Source organism: Streptomyces jumonjinensis (assembly GCF_009600885.1).
GTDB classification, from domain to species: domain Bacteria; phylum Actinomycetota; class Actinomycetes; order Streptomycetales; family Streptomycetaceae; genus Streptomyces; species Streptomyces jumonjinensis.
This window is the reverse complement of record NZ_VCLA01000166.1, coordinates 8,056-25,799: the sequence shown is the minus strand read 5'-3', so window position 1 is coordinate 25,799 and position 17,744 is coordinate 8,056. Positions and strand designations below refer to the sequence as shown.

At 72.9% G+C, this 17,744-nt stretch carries 18 protein-coding genes; 4 read left to right on the top strand and 14 right to left on the bottom strand.

The features are described from left to right. Positions 1-657, top strand: a 657-nt coding sequence (locus FF041_RS38105) for a PI-PLC domain-containing protein (protein ID WP_194292146.1), incomplete at its 5' end; no start/stop codon positions are given. Between the two features lie 122 nt (positions 658-779). Then, positions 780-974, top strand: coding sequence for a hypothetical protein (locus FF041_RS24275; RefSeq protein ID WP_153524790.1), 195 nt, complete (start codon positions 780-782; stop codon positions 972-974). A 71-nt stretch (positions 975-1,045) separates the two neighbouring features. On the opposite strand, the gene FF041_RS24270 is transcribed toward FF041_RS24275, so the two are convergent. Further along, entirely contained in the window at positions 1,046-1,402 is a 357-nt protein-coding gene (locus FF041_RS24270) for a DUF779 domain-containing protein (protein ID WP_153524789.1), read from the bottom strand. 199 nt (positions 1,403-1,601) lie between these two features. On the opposite strand from FF041_RS24270, the gene FF041_RS24265 reads away from it, so the two are divergent. Further along, positions 1,602-2,048, top strand: coding sequence for a nitroreductase family deazaflavin-dependent oxidoreductase (locus FF041_RS24265; RefSeq protein WP_153524788.1), 447 nt, complete (start codon positions 1,602-1,604; stop codon positions 2,046-2,048). A 209-nt stretch (positions 2,049-2,257) separates the two neighbouring features. Here the strand turns inward: FF041_RS24265 and FF041_RS24260 are convergent, their stop codons facing one another. From FF041_RS24260 to FF041_RS24245, 4 genes are all read right to left on the bottom strand, one after another. Beyond that, complete coding sequence (locus FF041_RS24260; protein ID WP_228388589.1) at positions 2,258-2,929, bottom strand: phosphatase PAP2 family protein; 672 nt, start codon at positions 2,927-2,929, stop codon at positions 2,258-2,260. Further along, a complete protein-coding gene (locus tag FF041_RS24255; RefSeq protein ID WP_153524787.1) occupies positions 2,898-4,142 on the bottom strand; it encodes an MAB_1171c family putative transporter in 1,245 nt (414 codons plus the stop codon). The genes FF041_RS24260 and FF041_RS24255 overlap by 32 nt, the downstream gene beginning before the upstream one ends. Continuing rightward, positions 4,139-4,699 (bottom strand): hypothetical protein, encoded by a 561-nt coding sequence (locus FF041_RS24250; protein WP_153524786.1) that lies wholly within the window; start codon positions 4,697-4,699, stop codon positions 4,139-4,141. The genes FF041_RS24255 and FF041_RS24250 overlap by 4 nt, the downstream gene beginning before the upstream one ends. 69 nt (positions 4,700-4,768) lie before the next feature. Beyond that, positions 4,769-5,242, bottom strand: a complete 474-nt coding sequence (locus FF041_RS24245; RefSeq protein WP_153487359.1) for an XRE family transcriptional regulator — start codon at positions 5,240-5,242, stop codon at positions 4,769-4,771. 512 nt (positions 5,243-5,754) lie between these two features. Between FF041_RS24245 and FF041_RS24240 the strand changes: the two genes are divergently transcribed. Next, a complete protein-coding gene (locus FF041_RS24240) occupies positions 5,755-7,266 on the top strand; it encodes an NB-ARC domain-containing protein (RefSeq protein WP_194292145.1) in 1,512 nt (503 codons plus the stop codon). Between the two features lie 94 nt (positions 7,267-7,360). On the opposite strand, the gene FF041_RS24235 is transcribed toward FF041_RS24240, so the two are convergent. The 9 genes from FF041_RS24235 to FF041_RS24195 all read right to left on the bottom strand — a co-directional run. Then, positions 7,361-8,077, bottom strand: a complete 717-nt coding sequence (locus FF041_RS24235; protein WP_153524784.1) for a 2-hydroxychromene-2-carboxylate isomerase — start codon at positions 8,075-8,077, stop codon at positions 7,361-7,363. Positions 8,078-8,126: 49 nt separating this feature from the next. Then, positions 8,127-8,873, bottom strand: a complete 747-nt coding sequence (gene fabG / locus FF041_RS24230) for a 3-oxoacyl-ACP reductase FabG (RefSeq protein ID WP_153524783.1) — start codon at positions 8,871-8,873, stop codon at positions 8,127-8,129. Further along, the gene (locus tag FF041_RS24225) at positions 8,866-9,996 is read right to left on the bottom strand and encodes a beta-ketoacyl synthase N-terminal-like domain-containing protein (RefSeq protein WP_153524782.1); all 1,131 of its coding nucleotides are present in this window, start codon (positions 9,994-9,996) and stop codon (positions 8,866-8,868) included. Before FF041_RS24225 ends, fabG begins: the two co-directional genes overlap by 8 nt. After that, complete coding sequence (locus FF041_RS24220; protein WP_153524781.1) at positions 9,993-11,012, bottom strand: acyl-CoA thioesterase family protein; 1,020 nt, start codon at positions 11,010-11,012, stop codon at positions 9,993-9,995. Before FF041_RS24220 ends, FF041_RS24225 begins: the two co-directional genes overlap by 4 nt. Beyond that, entirely contained in the window at positions 11,009-12,388 is a 1,380-nt protein-coding gene (locus FF041_RS24215) for a beta-ketoacyl-[acyl-carrier-protein] synthase family protein (protein WP_153524780.1), read from the bottom strand. Before FF041_RS24215 ends, FF041_RS24220 begins: the two co-directional genes overlap by 4 nt. A gap of 59 nt (positions 12,389-12,447) precedes the next feature. Then, entirely contained in the window at positions 12,448-12,702 is a 255-nt protein-coding gene (locus FF041_RS24210; RefSeq protein WP_153524779.1) for an acyl carrier protein, read from the bottom strand. A 217-nt stretch (positions 12,703-12,919) separates the two neighbouring features. Continuing rightward, complete coding sequence (locus FF041_RS24205) at positions 12,920-14,578, bottom strand: phytoene desaturase family protein (RefSeq protein ID WP_323392566.1); 1,659 nt, start codon at positions 14,576-14,578, stop codon at positions 12,920-12,922. A 183-nt stretch (positions 14,579-14,761) separates the two neighbouring features. Further along, the gene (locus FF041_RS24200) at positions 14,762-15,877 is read right to left on the bottom strand and encodes a beta-ketoacyl synthase N-terminal-like domain-containing protein (protein WP_323392564.1); all 1,116 of its coding nucleotides are present in this window, start codon (positions 15,875-15,877) and stop codon (positions 14,762-14,764) included. Between the two features lie 288 nt (positions 15,878-16,165). Then, positions 16,166-17,744: enoyl-CoA hydratase-related protein (locus FF041_RS24195; protein ID WP_153524791.1), on the bottom strand; the 1,579-nt coding region annotated here is incomplete at its 5' end.

Sequence of the window (17,744 nt, the reverse complement as noted above, 5' to 3'; positions counted from 1 at the left end):
TTCCTGGTGAACGGCGAACTCCTCGTCGCCCACACCCCCGCCGAACTCGACCCCGCCCGCACCCTGGCCTCGCTCTATCTCGATCCGCTCCTCGCCCGGGTGCGGGCGGGCCACGGCTTCGTCCACCCCGGTTACCACCGCCCCGTACAACTGCTGATCGACATCAAGGCGGACGGCGCCGCCTGCTACGAAGAGCTCGACCGGCTGCTGAGGCGGTACCGCCGGATGCTGAGCGAGTACGCGGACGGCCGCGTCCGCCTCCGCGCCGTCACCCCCGTCGTCTCGGGCGACCGCGCGGCCCGCGCGCCCATGGAGGCGCAGCGGCAGCGGTACGCGTTCTACGACGGCCGCCTGGACGACCTCGGCGCCTCCGTCCCCGCCCCCGCCTCCTTCATCCCGCTGATCTCCAGCAACTGGAACCACAGCTTCACTTGGCAGGGCTCCGGTGAGTTCCCGCCGGCCGAGCGGGAGAAGCTGCGCACCCTCGTCGCCACCGCCCACGCACACCGGCGGCGCGTCCGCTTCTGGGCCGTCCCCGACACCCCGGGACCGGCCCGGGACGCGCTCTGGCACGAGCTGCTCGCCGCCGGGACCGACCATCTCAACTCGGACGATCTCGCGGGCCTGGAGCGCTTCCTGCGCGCCTACGACGCATAGCCGGACGGACCTCGCGAGCCCAACCACCCGTACGGCGGACACGCCAGACGGCCGTACGGGCCCCCGGCTGCGCCAGACTACGGCCGAATGCCGCGAATCCGGCGCGGTGAAGGAGGCTGGCGATGGTCATTTCGATTTCGGTGGTACTGCTCCTGGTGGTGCTCGCGGTGATCGTTCTGCGCAACGGCGGGCTGAAGTTCGCGCACGCGCTGGTCTGCGCGCTGCTCGGCTTCTTTCTCGCGAGCACCAGCATGGCGCCCACCATCCACGAGGGGGTCGCGGCCACCGCCGAGGTCGTCGGCGGCCTCCATCCCTGACGCGGCACGAGGGCTCTGTCCCTGACGCGGCGCAGGACCGCCGTGACCTCCGCGACCGCCGCGACCCTCCGTCAGCCGTCGATCAGACGGGACCTGATCAGAAACCGCACCCCCTCGGGAGCCTCCAGCGAGAAGCCGCTGCCGCGCCCCTCGACCACATCGACGACGAGCCGGGTATGGCTCCACACCGCGTACTGGGACTTCGACATCCAGAAGGAGACGTTCTCCGCCATCCCCTCGACGGTCAGCTCGGCGAGGAGGACGTCGGACTGCCCGGTACGGAACTCCCCGTCCGGGTAGCACATGGGCGCACTGCCGTCACAGCAGCCACCGGACTGATGAAACATCAGGGGACCGTGGGCGGCCCGCAGCCGGCGCAGGAGATCGGCGGCTGCCGGGGTCAGCTCCACTCGTGGGGAATCGGCCATCCGCGCAGCACAGCACCAAAAGGGTTGCGACACCGTTGCACCGGACCCGCGCGGCGGGCCGGAGACGGCCGTCATCCGGCGGACGGCACACCGCGAACTCCGCGCCGGGGCACCCGTGTCCGGGGGATGATGACAGGGCTCCGGCGCGTTGATCTCAGAGCCGGAGTCAGTGACGGTCTTTGGGAAAGGGATGGACGCCATGCCTCTTGAGGGCGAGTACGAACCGAGCCCCACACAGTGGGTACGGGAACAGGTGGAGCTCTACGAGAGCTCGGGCGGCACCGAGGGCACGACACTGCGGGGTCTGCCCGTCGTCCTGCTGACCACCCGGGGGGTGAAGAGCGGCCGGATCCGTAAATCGCCGCTGATGCGGGTGGAGCACGGCGGCCGGTACGCGATCGTCGCCTCCGCCGGCGGCGCGGAGCGGCACCCGGTCTGGTACCACAATGTGGTGGCCGACCCCCGGGTGGAGCTGCGGGACGGCACCGTGCGCCAGGACATGAGGGCCCGCGAGGTCACCGGCGAGGAGAAGGCCGAGTGGTGGGCGCGCGCCGTCGAGGCGTACGGCGACTACGCCGACTACCAGCAGAAGACGGACCGTCAGATCCCCGTCTTCGTGCTGGAGCCGGTGCCTGGAGAGCACTGAAGGGAGCCGTTGGACCGGGGGGCCCGGAGCGGCGCCGACTCCGCCCCGGGCCCCCGCCCGCGCCATGTGACCGACCCGAGGTACGGGCCGCTGCGCCGCCACCGATGCGGTTGCCAGTCAACGCCCCAGGACGTTGCGAGGAGGTTGCGGAGCCTCGTGTTCCAGAGCGGTGCCGGCGCGCGGTGGGATCGCGCCGCCCCGCCGCGTCCTCATCTCAGCAGGGCGAAGACGCCGGCGGCGATCGAGGAGCCGATGAGTGCGCCGACCACCGTCTGCGCCACGGTGTGGTCGCGCAGCCGCACCCGGGACCAGCCGATGAGGACCACCGCCGGTGAGCACCAGGCCAGGGCGGGGCCGTAGGAGAGGGCGAGGACGGCGACGACGCCCCCGGCCACCGCCGTGTGCACCGAGACCTTCCACCACTTCGTCACGGTGAGGGTGACCGCCAGCCCGGCGAGCATGGCCGCCACCAGGGCGAGGATCTCGCGCGGGGCGTCGAGCACGGTCAGGGCGGTGATTCCGGCGACGACCGAGGTCATGGTCACCGCGAGCGGGACGAAGCGCTGCCGGCGGACCCGCAGATGCAGATCGGTCAGCCGGCCGAGCCGCACCCCGGCGATGATGAACGCGTAGGGCAGGATCCCGCAGAAGAACGCGGCCAGAAATCCCCAGGCGACGCCGGTGAGGCTCCGTGTGCTGTGCCAGCCGACCGCGAGCAGGACGACCACGACGAGAAGGCCCGGGGCGAAGACGTCGGTGATCGCCTTCGCCAGTCCGCCGAGGGCGTCCCGGCGGCTCTCGTCTTCGGCGGAGCCGGCGCTCCGGGCCGTCCCGGACGCGCCGGGTGCTTCATCGGGGAGTGCGGGAGGGAGGGTGGGCATGACCTTGTCCCTGCTGGTGTCGAGTGGGTGCGGACGAGCGTGAGCCGTGCGGGCCGAGGGCGCGGTACGCGCGGGCGACGAGGCGGAGCCAGCGTACTTCCTCCCTCAGGTTCGTCATATCGGTCGGCGGGCGGGGGGAGTCACCGGAGGAGACGCCGGTACGGCGGATTCCGTTCTTCTTGCCGGCGAGAGCCGACGCCAGCCGGAACGCCTCGGCGAACGCTTCGGCCCGCGGACCCGTCAAGCCCCTCTCGCGCGCCATACGGCCCGCCTCCGCCTCCGCCCGGGCCCCCATGTGCTCCTGGAGCGCGAGGCCGCAGTCCCGGATCTCGATCACGCGCCGGTAGAGGCGCAGCCGGGTGGTGCGGAAGTGGAGCAGCTCACGGCACCGGCCCGCGGCTCCGTCCAGGACGACCGCCGGATTGGCCTCGCTCAGGTCGCGCCAGAGCGGGTGGAGATCCCACAGCGCCCGGCGGTCCCGGAGCAGTTGGGCGGCGGAGCCGACCGCGCGCGCGGGCAGGGTGGTGCCGAGCAGGATGAACAGCATGGCGAGATCCAGCAGCACATCGCTGATCAGGAGCGTCACCTCGGTGGAGAACGGCGGTCGCCGTCCGGCGTAGTCCATCACCACGAAGGACATCCTGTTGACCGTGTACAGCAGCCCGGTCACCGTGCCCGCGCCGATGAGGCCGAGCCCGGCGCGGAGCCGCCCCCTGGGCGCCTGCCGGGACTGCCGCCAGCACAGTCCGGTCGCCAGGAACAGCGCGGTCCCGAGATATCCGAGCCAGACGACCCAGTAGACGAGGGCGAGGGGAGCGCTGATGCTCTCGATGAGGAAGGTGCTGTTGCCGCCGTCGCGCGGTACGAAGGGGAAGACGGCGGACATCGTGGTTCCGGCGGCGGCGCAGAGGCCGTAGCGGATCCGCCGGGTACGCCGGGTCTCGGTGCGGCCGGTCATCCGGGCGATGAATTCGAGCACCGCCGCGCTGGCGATCAGTCCGGACAGATGCTTCAGCAGGCTGGCCGCCGATGAGACGCCCAGCAGCTCCTCCAGCGGCGTCGACACGCTCTCCCGGCCCAGGGTCGCGACCACGGCCAGCGCCGCGAAGGCCGTGGTCAGCGGGCGTTGCCGGGGGGATCGCACCGCTTTGGGCGCGCGCCAGAGGACCACGGCCCATAACAGCAGCAGGGTGGCGAGCGCGCTGGTCCTCACCGCCGCTCCCGATGGTCGTCCGGGGGTTCGTCGCTTCCGCCCAGGGCGTCCTGGAGCCGGCCGAGGGAGCCGGAGAGCCCGCGGGGAGCCTGGAGCCGGTCGATCGCCTGACCGAGCAGACTGGCCGTCATCTCGGCCTGCTGCTCCTGTCTCTCGGCGTATCCGGTGCGGTGCAGCGAGAGGGCGTCGAGCACGGTCCGCGGGTCCAGATCGGGGAAGAGGCCCGTCAGACTCGCGGTGTCCGGCAGGAGTTCATGGCCCCAGAGCATATGGGCGATCTCGTGCAGCACGATATGCCGCTGATGGGTCGCGGAGGTGTTGGCGGCGAAGTAGACATGATCGGTGTCGCTGGTCCTCAGCCAGGCCCCGCAGAGACCTCCTTCGGGCAGGGTCTCGTTCCACGGATGGAGAATCAGCCGCCGGCCTCGCCGCCTCCGGAGGTCGTCGAGGAAGGATTCGAGGGTGAAGGGGGCGGGCAGGACCAGATCGAGCTCATTCAGCTTGGCTCTGCACTCGCTGCGGAGCGCCCGTTGCTCCCGAAGATCGCGCCACCCCATGCGACAGCCTCTCCCCGTGGCCCGTCAGCCGGCTTCCGGGCGTCAGGCCGACAAGGCTACCGGCGCGGGTCAGTCGAAGGCCGGGAGGTCCGGAGCGTCGTCCGGTTCCTTGAGTCCTTCGAGGCTGCGCAGATGATCGACCATGGTGCCGACCTGCTCGCGGCTGGAGTGGGAGAGGCCCTGAGCGCGCAGCGCCACGTTCAGCACCCCGCTCGCCTTGAGCCGCCAGAGCAGATTCAACTGCGGCTCCACCCGGGAGGCGTAGGCGTCGTCGAAGAAGTACCGGACATCGGTCCCTCCCCATCCCGCCAGCGCCTCCAGATGGTGAATCCGGGGGTTGGTGGTCTTGCCGGTGGCCAGTTCCCAGATGTAGGCGCCCGATATCACATTGCGGCCCGCGGTGTCGTTGATGCTCCGGGCGATCTGGTCGTACGACGGGCGTCTGCTGCCCGCAGGGGTGCGCAGCTCGATCAGCCGCTGGACGCGTTCGGCCAGGTCTGCCGTCGGTCCATGACCGCTGGAGCGGTCGGCGACGCTCACCATCGCGACTCCTTCAGCACGTCGTCATAACCCTCACACAGTACTAGACGAGTGTGCGGGCTCCGGTTCGGTGCGGCTGAAGGACGGCGTCCGGCCCCGCTGCCGGACGCCGCCTCCGACCGTCGAGACCATAAACACATGTTGAGGCATTAACGTGCCATGAGTGGTAACTTGCAGAGAAGAGTACGAAATTGGGTTGTCGTGATGGGGCGGTGGGCTTCACAGTTGTTGATGCCCGCAAGGGTGTGGTGAAGGTCATCAGGGGGGACGGACGCGGTACCGGTCGCCGGTGGGTTCTGACCAGCCGACAGGCGTCGAGACCGAAGGGGAGTCCGGCTCAGCGGTCATCCGTCCGCAGCGGCGGAGACCGATCGTGAAGTCGTCTGACGGGGCCGCCCGGTGGGGTGAGGCTCCGGATCTTGGTCAGGATGTTCAGGGGGATCGCAATGAGTAAGGAATCTCTACGGGATATACAGCCGAGCGCACTGGAATCGGTCGATGACTTCCTCCGGTGCATGAGGGACTTGCGGCTCTGGGCCGGTCAGCCCTCTCTGCGTCGTCTTCAGCGGCTGGCGGGGACCGCCCGGGCCGCCAACGGCGATGAGATAGACGCCCTGCCGCGCAGCACGGTCTCCAGCGTGCTGCGTGGACGGCGGGTGCCGCGTTCGGAGTTCGTCGCGGCGTATGTCGCCGCGTGTCTGCGCTATCGGGGCTCGGGGGAGCGCGAGATAGCCGAATCGGTGGAGGTCTGGCTCACCGTCTGGCGGCGGCTGTGCGCCATGTCCCCAGCCGTGTCTCCAGCCATGTCTCCGGCCGCGTCTTCGGCCGTGCCCTCCGTCATGGCTCCGGCCGCGTTCCCCGCCGTGTCCACGGCCGCGGACGAGTCGGCGCCGGGGGGCGCGTGGTTCGGCCGGGCGCCGTCCGCGTGGACGCCGCGCGAGCAGCCGCCGTCCGAACGGCGGCCGTCCGGGCGGACACCGGGGGCGGCGGTGCCGCCGCAGCAGCTTCCCGCCGCCCCCGCCGCCCTGGTGGGCCGTGAATTCGACCTCGCCGTGCTCGATATGCAGCTGGAGCGGCGCGGCTGCGCCGTCCCGGTGGTGGCGGTCTCCGGGATGCCCGGAGTCGGCAAGACCGCGCTGGCGGTGCACTGGGCCCGCCAGGTCGCCGACCACTTCCCCGACGGTCAGATCCATCTCGATCTGCGCGGCTCCGGTCGCGCCCCGATGCGGACCGAGCAGGCCCTCGCCGTTCTGCTCCGGGCGCTGGGCATGGCGGAGGCCGACATCCCCGCCGATGTGGAGTCGCGGATGGGAAGCTACCGCTCCCTGCTGGCGGGCAGGCGGGTGCTGATAGTCCTCGACGACGCCCTCGACACTGCTCAGATACGCCCGCTGCTCCCCGGCGACTCCCGCTGTCTGGCGGTCGCCACCAGCCGCAACAGGCTCTCCGGACTGGTGGCCCGGGACGGAGCGCACCGGCTGCTGCTCGGCCCGCTCGATCCCGCCGCCTCCCGCCGGATGCTGATCCAGGCCATCGGGCGCGCGGTGGACCCCGGCGGCGCCCGGGCCCTGGACGGCATCGCCCGGCGGTGTATGCAGCTGCCCCTCGCGCTCCGGATCGCCGGGGCCAACCTCGCCGACCGCCCCGATCAGGACATCCGGGAGTACGCGGCCGAACTCGAAAGGGGCGACCGGATGGCCGCGCTCGCCATCGACGGGGACGAGTCGGACACGGTCCCGGCCGCCTTCGACGGCTCCTACCGGCTGCTCAGCCCGGAGGCGCAGCGGCTGCTGTGCACCCTCGGGCTCGCCGGGCGGGCCGAGTTCACCGTGGAGAGCGCCGCCGTGATCGGCGGCGTCGGCGGCGACGAGGCGCGTCGGCTGCTCAACCAGATCGCGGCGGAGAATCTGATCGAACCGGCGGCCCGGGGCCGGTATCTGCTCCGCGATCTGACCCGCGACTACGCCAGGGGACGGGCCAGGACCGAGGGAATCGGCCCGCCGCCCGCCCTCACCAGCAACGCCTGACGCCATCTGCCCGCTCCCTGGTCCTGTCGGAGAAACGTCCCGGAACGTACTCGGTGCGTGTCTTCAAAGCAGCGTCGGCCGCCCGGACGGGCGGTCAGCCGCAGCCGCCCCCGGGGCCGGAGTCGAGCCCGGCGGGCAGGAGGCCGGCGAGCGGTTCGCCGCTCCGAGCCGCCGCCCCGGGGGCGGGCAGGGGCCCGCCCTCGCGGTGGGCGCGGGCGTACGCCGGGAGGCGGTCCACACCGAAGAACGGCTCCCGGCCCCGGATGAAGAACGGCACCCCGAACACCCCGTCGTGGTACGACCTGGTCAACCGCTCGGCGCCGGCCCGCTGGAACCACGGGTCGTCACAGGCGTCCGCCACCCCGCCCGGGTCCAGACCGAGGCGCCCGGCGATGGAGGCGATCACCTCGCGGTCGCAGATGTCCCGGCCCTTCTCCCAGCGCTCCTGATAGGCCAGCGAGACGAACTCCCGTCCCCGGCCCGCCTCTTCGGCCGCCAGAAATCCCAGATGGGGCACATCCCAGTGCGGGTCCGGGTCCACCGGCCAGCTCATGCTCAGCCCGCGTTCACGGGCGAGCCGCCGGGTGTCCTTGAGGACGTAGAAGCTCTTGGCGCGGGACATCGGCACCCAGGGCAGCTCGATCCCCGCCAGCAGCCCCGCGGTGGGCGGGTCCGGCTCCCAGCACGGCAGCCAGTCGATCGCGTCGGCCACCTCCCGGTGGTGCTCCAGCAGGTCCCGGAAGGCGAACCACGCGTACGGGCTGCGCAGCGAGAAGTACCAGCGGGGCCGCTCGGGCGGCTTTCGGGCCATGGGAGATCCTCCTGAGGATCGGGATGCGCGGGCGCGGAAGCCGCACCCGCTACAGAGAGATGCCGCCGTCGATGTGGAGCACCGACCCGGTGATGTACCGGGCCCGGTCGGAGACCAGGAACGAGACGAGATCGGCGACCTCCTCCGCCCGGCCCAGACGGCGCAGCGCGATCCGCCCCACCGCCGCCTCGATGACGTGGTCCTTGAGCGCCCCGGTCATATCGGTCTCGATGAAGCCGGGGGCCACCGAGTTGACGCGAATGCCGTAGCGGCCCACCTCCTTGGCCAGCGAGCGGGAGAACCCGTCGATCCCGGCCTTGGACGCCGCGTAGTTGGTCTGTGCCGCGTGACCGTGCACCCCGGCGACCGACGACAGATTGACGATCACCCCCGAGGCGCGCTTCAGCATCCCGAACACCACCGCGCGGCAGACGTGGTAGACCCCGTCCAGATTGGTCCCGATGACGGTGCTCCACTCCTCGTCCCGCATCAGGACCAGCGGATTGTCCCTGGTGACGCCCGCGGAGGTGACGGCCGCCCCGATGGGGCCGAGTTCGTCCTCGGTCCGGCTCACCCAGGCCCGTACGGAGTCCGCGTCGCGGACATCGGCCCGGCAGGCCAGGACCCGCCGGCCCAGCTCCCGGATCTCCCGCTCCAGCTGCCGCGCCCGGTCGTCGCGGGCGCGGTAGCAGAAGCCGATGTCGTAACCGTCCTCGGCCAGCCGCCGTGCGACCGCGCGGCCGATGCCCCGCGACCCGCCGCTGACCAGCGCGACCCGCGCCGTCGACTCAGTCATCGTCCGTCCTCGCCTTCGTACCGTACGGATGGATCCGCCCGTACGGATGGATCCGCAGCAGCGCGCAGGCCAGGACGCCCTCCCGGTCGAAGGAGGTGATCGCGGCGACGCGTCCCCGGGACGCCGGATCGTGTTCGGCCGCCGCCAGCGCGGACGCGATCTGGAAGGCGGCGGTGGCCGCCCCGGCGTCGCCCCAGGCGGTGTCGTCCGGCAGCCGCACCGGCCGCCGCCCGCCCGCGCCCCGCGCGCACTCCGCGTCCACCGCCCGCTCCCACGCCGCCTCGCCCGAGGGCGAGACCGCCCACAGCTCACCGGCCGTGACACCGCCTCTGGTCAGCGCACGCCGCAGACACGCGGCCGTGGCGTCGGCGAGCGGGCCGCCGACATGGGTCCGGGTCTCGACGGCCAGCACCTCGGCGAGCGCCCGGCGCGCGGCGGGCGATCCCGGCGCGGCCGGCGGCTCGACCAGCAGCAGGGCGCACCCCTCGCCGAGCGGGCGCTCCGCGCCCCGGTGGGCGTGGTGCTCCAGCCAGGACCGCTCCCGGGTGAGCTCCTCGGCCCCGCCGCAGAGCACCGCCCCGGCCCGGCCCGCCGCCAGCAGCCGCATCGCGTAGCGCAGCGCCAGCAGCCCCGCCGAACGTCCCCCGGCGACGGTGGTGTTGGGCCCCCTGATCCCGTGCCGGATCGCGCACTGGGCGGCGGCGCTGTTCATCACCGCGTTGGGGATGCGCGCCGCGTCCACGAAGTACGGAAGCTCCCGGGTGAGCGTGTCCCGGGTGATGTCCATCATGCTCGCGGCACTGCCCAGGGTGGTGCCCAGCACCAGGCCCGCGCGCTCACCGGTGGCGATCTCCTGGACCCGCCCGGCCCCCGCCAGCAGCTCCCCGAGCGCGGCCAGGGCCAGCGCGCCCACCCGGTCCAGCGACCGGGTGCCCTTGCGGCCGAGTATCCGCCGGGCGTCGAAGTCCGGCACCGGGGCGGCATGGGTCTGGGGCAGCGGCCCGCCGTCCGCGCCGAGCGGCGCCACCGCCCGCAGGCCCGCCGTGACGCCGTGCGCGAAGGCCGCGCTGCCGGCCCCGAACGGCGAGACGGCGGACCAGGCGGAGATGACGGGCCGGGTCATCGCGCCGTGTCCACGGCGCCGCGCAGGGCCCGCCCCACGGTGTCGTCCCAGGCGATCACCCGGGCCCGGTTGCCGTTCTCGGCGACCGCGTAGCCATGGGTGATGGCACCGGTGGCGACCCGCAGCAGCCGGCCGCCCCGGACGACATGACACTCCATGCGCGAGGTGTACTGGAGGTTCTTGAAGATGCCGGTGACCTCGTAGGTGGTGTAGAGGTCCTCCTCCATCCCGGCCTCGCCCAGGATCTCCAGCCGCGACTCGGTCACCAGCGGAATCCAGTTCCGCTCGGACAGCAGCCGGCTGACGGAGATGCCGCGCGCGTCCACGAACCGGTGCTTGGCCTCCTCGATCAGCCGTAGATAGCCCGACATCTGAACCCGCTCGGAGAAATGCGTGTACGTATAGGGGACACGCATCCGCCAGCCGTAGCCGTTGCGCCCGGCCAGCAGCTCGTCGAGGACCGGATCCCGGTCCACGGTGCCGCCGGAGACCAGCGGAGCCGGCCGGCCCGGCACGGCCGCACCGGGCTGTGCCGGGCCGATCTCCCGTACCGTGGCGAAGGCCAGCGGCGCGGGCACGGGCAGCCGGTCGGGCAGCCGGCGGGCGTCCTCGTCCAGCCGGAGCACGGCGTGGACCGTGGCGGTCACGATCCGCCGGGCCGTCCCGCCGCGCGGCACGGTGAGGGACACCTCGAACGCCAGCGCGGGCCGGCCGGCGGCCGGGGCCACCGGCCGCACTCGCACCAGCGCCTCGTCGTCGATGTACAGTCCGCCGCGCAGCCGGGACGCGAGAGAGACCACGTCGAACCCGAGCCCGAAGCGCTGGTACAGCTCGCCCACCGGCAGCCCGGCCGAGCGGAAGTGCTCGATGACCCCCTTCTCCACCAGATAGTTGACATGCTTGAAGCCGAGGTAGGTGCCGATGTTGGCGCCCTCGTACGACGGAGTCAGCGTGACCGCGGACTCCTCGGTGAGCAGGATCCGCACGCCGGTCTCGAACGCGCTGGTGTCGATCATGATGGATGCTCCGATGCAGGAGATGGGGGGCGTGCCCGTACCGTCGCCCCCGGGCCCGGGAGGTCGTACGTCCCCGGGCCCGTGAGGTCGTACGCCCCCGGGCCCGCGGGGTTGTGCGTCCCCGGGCCCGGAGGGTCGTAACGGCCCAGCAGAACGACCGCGTTGTTGCCGCCGAAGGCCAGCCCGTTGTTCTGGACGACCCGCAGATCCGCGTCGACCGCCTCATTGGGCACACAGTCGATCGCGCACTCCGGATCCGTACGGCGGTGATTGATGGTGGGCGGGATGAACCGGTGCGTGATCGCCAGCGCACAGGCGATGGCCGACAGGGCCCCCGCCGCGCCCATGGTGTGCCCCAGCATCGACTTGACGGCGACCGTGCGCGGCGGGTCGTCGCCGAAGACGTCCCGGATGGCCCGGGTCTCGGTCACATCGTTGGCCCTGGTCCCGGTGCCGTGCGCGGAGATCAGATCGACCTGGTGCGGCGCGATCCCCGCGTCCTGGAGAGCCAGGCCCATGGCCCGCGCCACACTGCCCTGATCCGGCGCCACCTGGTGGTAGGCGTCGCAGTTGAGGCCGTAACCGAGAACCTCCGCATAGATTCGCGCGCCACGGGCCAGCGCGGACCGCAGACTCTCCAGGACGAGGACCCCCGCGCCCTCGCCGGTCAGGATGCCCGCGCGGTCCGCGTCGAACGGACGGCAGAGGTCCGGCGCGATCGTGCCCAGCCGGTAGAAGCCCGCGAACGTCTTACGGCACATGGCGTCCGCGCCCCCGCACAGGGCGAAGTCCACCTCACCCGAGCGCACGGCGTCATAGCCGTAGCCGATCGCGTAATTGCCCGCCGCGCAGGCGGTCGGGATGGTGACCGCCTCGACATCGGACAGACCCAGCTCCCGGGCGATGGCGACGGAGAGCCGGGCGGCCCCGATACGGCCGGCCACCACCGGATCCATCGCCTCGGGCCCATGGGCGACCTCGGTCGCCACCAGCCCGTCGAGATCATGGGATTCGCCGTCGGTGGTACCGACGCAGATCATGCCGTGCTGCCGGCGCAGCACGGCCGGATCCAGCCCGGCGTCCTCGACGGCCATCCGGGCCGCCGAGACGGCGAACCGGGTGGCCGGACCCAGCGACTCGACCGGCAGATCCTTGATCCACCGCTCAGCCGTGAAATCGGCGACCTCACAGCCGACCGCGTGCGCGAACCCCTCGGTGTCGAAGACCGTGATGGGCCTCGCACCGCTGCGCCCGGCCCGCAGCCCGGCCGTGAACTCCGCGACTCCGCTCCCCAGGCTCGACACCACGCCGAACCCGGTCAGCACCACACGCCGGTCCGCCTCCCCAGGAGGCGTTCCCGCTCCATCCGACACCATCGGGCCCCCGCTCCGTGTCGTCCCCGTAGTCGTCCCCGTACCGCGCGGCCGTCGGGTGCTCACTGCTTCCCGAAGGACTCGGCCACCACATCGGCGACGGCCGAGAGATTCACCATCCGGGCCAGTTCGGACTGATCGATCACGATGCCGAACGCCCTTTCCAGCGACGACAGGATCTCGATCGCCTGGAGCGAGTCCCCGCCGAACTCGTCGACGAAGCTCCCGTACAGCGTGAGCTCGTCCTCGTCGAGCTCCAGAACATCGCAGACGATCTCGCGGATCCTCGCAAAGCGCTCATCGATGATCGTGGTCATTTCCGATCCCCCATTCCGTGCTCATTGCCTGCGTCCCCCGGCTGTGCCGTGGTCCGTCATGGCATCCATGCTGTTGAAGCGTGAAGGTGTCCCACAAGGCGGGGGACAGCGTGGGACAGAAGGGGACAGCACGGTACGAGGAAGTGGGCCGGAGCCGTCCGGAGATCCTGGCCGAAGCCACGGCGGCGACGGTGAGACGCTGTACGGCGGCGTCTCGTCACCGCCCGCCGCGTCTGCCGAGGGAGACGGCCAGCGGGTCCCAGCCCGCGCCCCGTACGGGCAGCAGCCCGGGATCCCCGAGCACGGCGCCGCCGTACACCTCGGGCATCAGCGCCCGGCCGAGAATGCCCGCCGCACACATGACGCCGCCGGTCATGACCCCGGCGACACCGCTGCCGTACCGGGTGCTCTGCCCCACCACATGCAGACCCGTCACACCCGTCGCGGTGTTCGGCCGCGCCCCCGGAGCGCCCCAGCGGGCCAGCCCGTAGGGGGTGCCGCCGGTGGAGAGGGTATAGCGCTCCTGGGACAGCGGGGTGGCCGGTTCCAGATGGGTGATGTGATCGCGGAACGGCCCGATGGCGCGCTCCCCGGCCCGCAGCATCGCCTCGGTGAGCTGCGCCTTCCGGGCGAGATAGGCCGCGTCGCGCCGGTAGCGTCCCCCCTCGGCGGGACCCCTGGTCACCCCCCAGGGCGCGTATCCGCGCGGACAGAGCGTCATCAGCTGGAAGTTGGCGTGCCCCGGCGGGCAGATCCGGTGCCCGCCCGGGGACTTGAGCGAGCTGAACGAGATGAACAGCGACCGCACCCGGCCGGCCGGGCGGCCCTCCTCCAGCTCCCGGTACAGCGACTCGACGTCATCCGTGTCGTACCACCAGAGATTGGCCTCGCGGCGCGGCGGCAGCTCCCGGTCCAGCCCCACGTACAGGGTGACGAACGGCAGCGCCATCGCCGCGTCCCGGGTCCGCGCGACGACGTTGGCGCTGAAGTGCCCGGGGCCCGCCAGCTCCAGCACGGTCCGCCGGTAGTCGGCGTTGGAGACCACCAGGGGCGCGGCCGGCGAACGCCCGTCGGCGAGGGTCACCCCGGTCACGGTCCGGCCGGCGATGTCGATCCGGGCGACCCTGCTGCGGGTGCGCAGCTCCCCGCCATGCGCCTCGATCACCTCCACCAGGGCGGCGGCCAGCATCTGCCCGCCGCCGACCGGGTAGTACGCGCCGCGGAGATAGTGGTCGGTGACCGTGGCATGGGTCGACACCGTCGCCTGGCCCGGTCCCAGGCCGTAGTTGGGCGACTGCGCCGCCAGCACCGTACGGGCCCGGACCGAGAGGGCGCAGTGATCGAGCAGCTCGCCCAGCGGGCGGCGCCCCCACTCCCGGAGCGCGGCCGTGCCGCTCGTCCAGTCGCCGCCCGGGAGCCCGCCCGGCGCCAGCAGCGATCCGCGCCGCTCCCCGGCCACCGCCCGGCAGACGCCGAGAAAGACGTCGAGCCCCGCCCGGTCCCCGGGCAGGGCCCGGTGCAGCCGGTCGCGGTACGCCGCCCATCCCGCGGGCACGTCGACGGCCAGTCCGGGCAGCTCGATCCGGTCGAAGCCGTCCGGGTCCAGCTCATGGAAGCGCACCCGGTCGCCCGCGCCGAGTCCGCTCAGGATCGCCGGAACGACCCCGCCCGGACCGCAGTCGCCGATGTAGTGCACTCCCACGTCGAACTCATAGACCCGGCGACGGCGGAAGACATGGCTGTTGCCGCCGGCCCGGTCGTGCTGCTCCAGCACCAGGACCCGGCGTCCGGCGACGGCCAGATAGGCGGCACAGGTCAGTCCGCCGAGGCCGCCGCCCACGACGATGGCGTCCCAGGAGGTGGTGTCGTCGGTCACGGGGGGCTCCCGTCGAGAGGGGGGTGAGGCCGCTGCCCGCGGCCTGCCTCGGTGGGCCGTTCAGTGTGCGACGAGCGGCTGCGCCGCCGGTCCCTAGGTCGTGTCTTCAAAGTCCCGTCTGTCTGCCGTGCCCTGGCACGCACGCTCGCCGCGTTGCCAGACCCGCCCTCCGGGCGGACGACGCTACTTTGAAGACACTCCCCAGCCGCGTACCGCGCCGGGCAGCAGCCGCAGCAGGGCGCAGCCGACCGTCCCGTCCCGGTCGGCGGAGGTGACCAGGGCCGTGCGGCCCACCGCGGCCGGGGTCCGCCGGGCGGTCGCGAGGACCGCGGCGATCTGGAGCGTGGCCGCGGCGGCCGAGGTGTCGCCGACGAGATCGGCGCAGGAGATCCGCACCGGGGGCGTGCGGCCCAGCACATCGGCCACCGCCGCCCGTTCCGGATCGCCCGCTTCCGCCGTGCCGCCGGTCGCCGCCGCCCAGACGTCCGACGGGGCGAACGGGCCGCTCGCCAGGGCACGCCGCAGACAGGCGGCCAGTACGGACCGGACCTCACCGGGCCCGGCGGCGACGCCGAACTCCAGGGCCGCCACCTCGGCGAGCCCGTGCTCGCCCGCCTCCGGCGCGTGCGACGGCTCCAGATGCAGTACGGCGCAGCCCTCGCCGGCGGGGGCGCCGTCGCCGTCCGGTCCCAGTGCGTGGCGCCGGAGCCAGCCGCGCGCGGCCGAGTACTCCTCCGCGCCGCCGCACAGCACCGTATGCGCCCGGCCGCCGCGCTGGAGCCGGCGTGCGTAGTTGAGCGCCAGCAGTCCGGCGGCCCGGCCCCCGGCGACGGTGGCGTTGGGTCCCTTGAGCCCGTACCGGATGGCGCTCAGGCCCGCGGCGCAGTTCATCACCGTGTTGGGGAAGCGGGCCGGGTCGACCAGATGCGGCCGGTCGCCGGTGATCGAGTCGCGGGTGAAGTCCATCGTGCTCCGGGCGCTGCCCATGGTGGTGCCCAGCACCAGCGCGACCGGGCCGCCGGGGGCGGGCGGACGCCAGGCGTCCGGCCCGAGCAGCCGGCCGACCGCCGTCACCGCGAGGGCCGTGACCCGGTCCATCGAGCGGGTCCCCTTCCGTCCCAGCAGGGCACGGGCGTCGAAGCCGGGTACGGAGCGGACCAGGCCGCCGCCGGCGCCGGGGCCGGCCTGGGCCGGTACTCCGGCGCGTACTCCCGAACCGAAGGGATCCGCGCCGATCCCGAACGGCGACACGGCGGACCACGCCATGACGACCGGCCCGCCCCCGCGTATGACTGTCACCGAGCCTCCCGAGCCCCTGTGGCGCCGCCGTCCGGACGACGGCGGCTCATCGAGTCGTCCATGCCCTCAGCATCACGGCGGGGACGGTGTCCCGGGGCGGCGGGACGGAACGGGACGCATCAGGACGGGGGAGTACGGGCAACCCTGTGAGCGGAAGCGGCGCGGACAGCCGTCCGCGCGGGGAGAGGAGGGACCCGGGACCACATCCGGGCCGGGGGTGTGGAAGACGGCCGAACGGCCCCGCGCGTCCACGGAGACGCTGCCGTCGGGCGGGCCCCGGGCGCCCGCTCAGCTGTGGGCCGGGGCCCATTCCAGCAGATGCTCCGGGGTGGTGAGCTGCCGTACGGAGTGGACGAAGTCCGCGCGGAGCGCGTGGTACGGCTCGCTCTCGCCGAAGAAGTTCCGCTCCATCCTGGCCAGCTCGTCGGACCGGTAGCCCGCCAGCGGCGCTGCGGCCTCGTCCTCGGCGCGACGGGCCCGCTTGACCGCGATCCGGCCGGGCAGCGGCGCCGACGCGGCCAGCTCCGCGGCCCGCCGCACGGTCTGCGACCGGAACTCTTCCTGACTGCCCGGCAGCACCAGATCCGCCAGCCCCAGGAAGTGGGCCTGACGGGCGCCCACGGGCAGCGTCCGGGAGGTCAGCAGCGCGGCCTGGGCCGCCCCCACCCGCCGGGGCAGGGTGTAGGTCCAGAACTCGGAGCCGTACAGCCCCATCAGCCGGTAGTGCGGGTTGAGCACGGAGGCGGCACGGCACCACACCTCGTCGGCGGCCAGCGCCAGCATCAGACCGCCCGCCGCCGCGTTCCCCGGCAGCGCCGCCACCGTCAGCCGGTCCGTGGTGGTGAGCACGGCCTGGACGAGATCGTTCATGGCGTTGATGTTCGCCCAGGACTCCCCGGCCGGGTCGGCGGCGGCCTCGATGACGCCCAGATGGATGCCGTTGGAGAAGACGTCCCGCCGCGGACCCAGCACCAGCACCGACGTCGGACGGGCGATCGCGTCCCGGTAGGCGGCCAGCAGCCGCCGGCAGCGTGCGGTGTCCATCGCCCCGCCCGGGAAGGAGAACTCCAGGAACCCGGCCCTGCCGTGCTCCCGGTAGCGGATCTCCGACCAGGTGTCACGGTCCGCCGCCGCCCGGGGATCCGCCTCCGCCTCGTCCACCCCGGCCAGCCGCTCCCCGAGCACGGCGGCGGCGGACAGCTTGAGCGTCGCGGGCCCGCCGGGGACGCGGCGGGCCCGCAGCCGGGGAATCCACACCGCGCCGTCCACCGTGGCCCGGCAGATCGCCCCGTCCCGGGTGGCGAGCACCGCGCCGGGCGCTCCCCGCAGCTCGTCCTCGGGGTGACCGCCGTGGAGGAAGAACTCGTCGCCGTACAGCTCGTCAAGGACGCCGGGCCGGGAGTCGGCGGCCCGCAGCCTGCGCAGCACGGTCTCCGTGTCATCGGACCGCCAGTCGATCCGGCGGTCCGCCTGGCGCATCGGCGGCCGCGCCCGGCCCTGGACGCCCGCCGCCGTGTAGTCCAGCGGCACGGGGGTGTAGGAGCGCTCCTCGTAGCGCTCCACCGCCAGCAGGACCGCCCGCACCGCGGCGTCCGAGACCTCGCCCCGGTACAGCTCGCTCTTGCCGCAGGGGGCGACCCGGAAGGGCACGGAGGCCCAGATGTCCCCGGCGTCCATCTCGGCCGCGGCCTGGAGGACGGTCACCCCCCAGTCCTGCGCCCCCTCCTGGATCGCCCAGTCCAGCGAGGAGGGGCCCCGGTCGCCCATGGGCCCCGGGTGGACGATGAGGACCGTGCGGGTGGACCAGATGTCCTCGGGGACCACGGCGGTGAGCATGGGCGCGAGGATCAGATCGGGGTCCGTCCGG

What these genes read in the sequence shown, in the direction of transcription:
- FF041_RS24275 (WP_153524790.1), top strand. Translation starts at nt 780, where the DNA reads ATGGTCATTTCGATTTCGGTGGTACTGCTCCTGGTGGTGCTCGCGGTG.
- FF041_RS24270 (WP_153524789.1), bottom strand. Translation starts at nt 1,402, where the DNA reads ATGGCCGATTCCCCACGAGTGGAGCTGACCCCGGCAGCCGCCGATCTC.
- FF041_RS24265 (WP_153524788.1), top strand. Translation starts at nt 1,602, where the DNA reads ATGCCTCTTGAGGGCGAGTACGAACCGAGCCCCACACAGTGGGTACGG.
- FF041_RS24260 (WP_228388589.1), bottom strand. Translation starts at nt 2,929, where the DNA reads ATGCCCACCCTCCCTCCCGCACTCCCCGATGAAGCACCCGGCGCGTCC.
- FF041_RS24250 (WP_153524786.1), bottom strand. Translation starts at nt 4,699, where the DNA reads ATGGGGTGGCGCGATCTTCGGGAGCAACGGGCGCTCCGCAGCGAGTGC.
- FF041_RS24245 (WP_153487359.1), bottom strand. Translation starts at nt 5,242, where the DNA reads ATGGTGAGCGTCGCCGACCGCTCCAGCGGTCATGGACCGACGGCAGAC.
- FF041_RS24240 (WP_194292145.1), top strand. Translation starts at nt 5,755, where the DNA reads ATGAGGGACTTGCGGCTCTGGGCCGGTCAGCCCTCTCTGCGTCGTCTT.
- FF041_RS24235 (WP_153524784.1), bottom strand. Translation starts at nt 8,077, where the DNA reads ATGGCCCGAAAGCCGCCCGAGCGGCCCCGCTGGTACTTCTCGCTGCGC.
- fabG (WP_153524783.1), bottom strand. Translation starts at nt 8,873, where the DNA reads ATGACTGAGTCGACGGCGCGGGTCGCGCTGGTCAGCGGCGGGTCGCGG.
- FF041_RS24225 (WP_153524782.1), bottom strand. Translation starts at nt 9,996, where the DNA reads ATGACCCGGCCCGTCATCTCCGCCTGGTCCGCCGTCTCGCCGTTCGGG.
- FF041_RS24220 (WP_153524781.1), bottom strand. Translation starts at nt 11,012, where the DNA reads ATGATCGACACCAGCGCGTTCGAGACCGGCGTGCGGATCCTGCTCACC.
- FF041_RS24215 (WP_153524780.1), bottom strand. Translation starts at nt 12,388, where the DNA reads ATGGTGTCGGATGGAGCGGGAACGCCTCCTGGGGAGGCGGACCGGCGT.
- FF041_RS24210 (WP_153524779.1), bottom strand. Translation starts at nt 12,702, where the DNA reads ATGACCACGATCATCGATGAGCGCTTTGCGAGGATCCGCGAGATCGTC.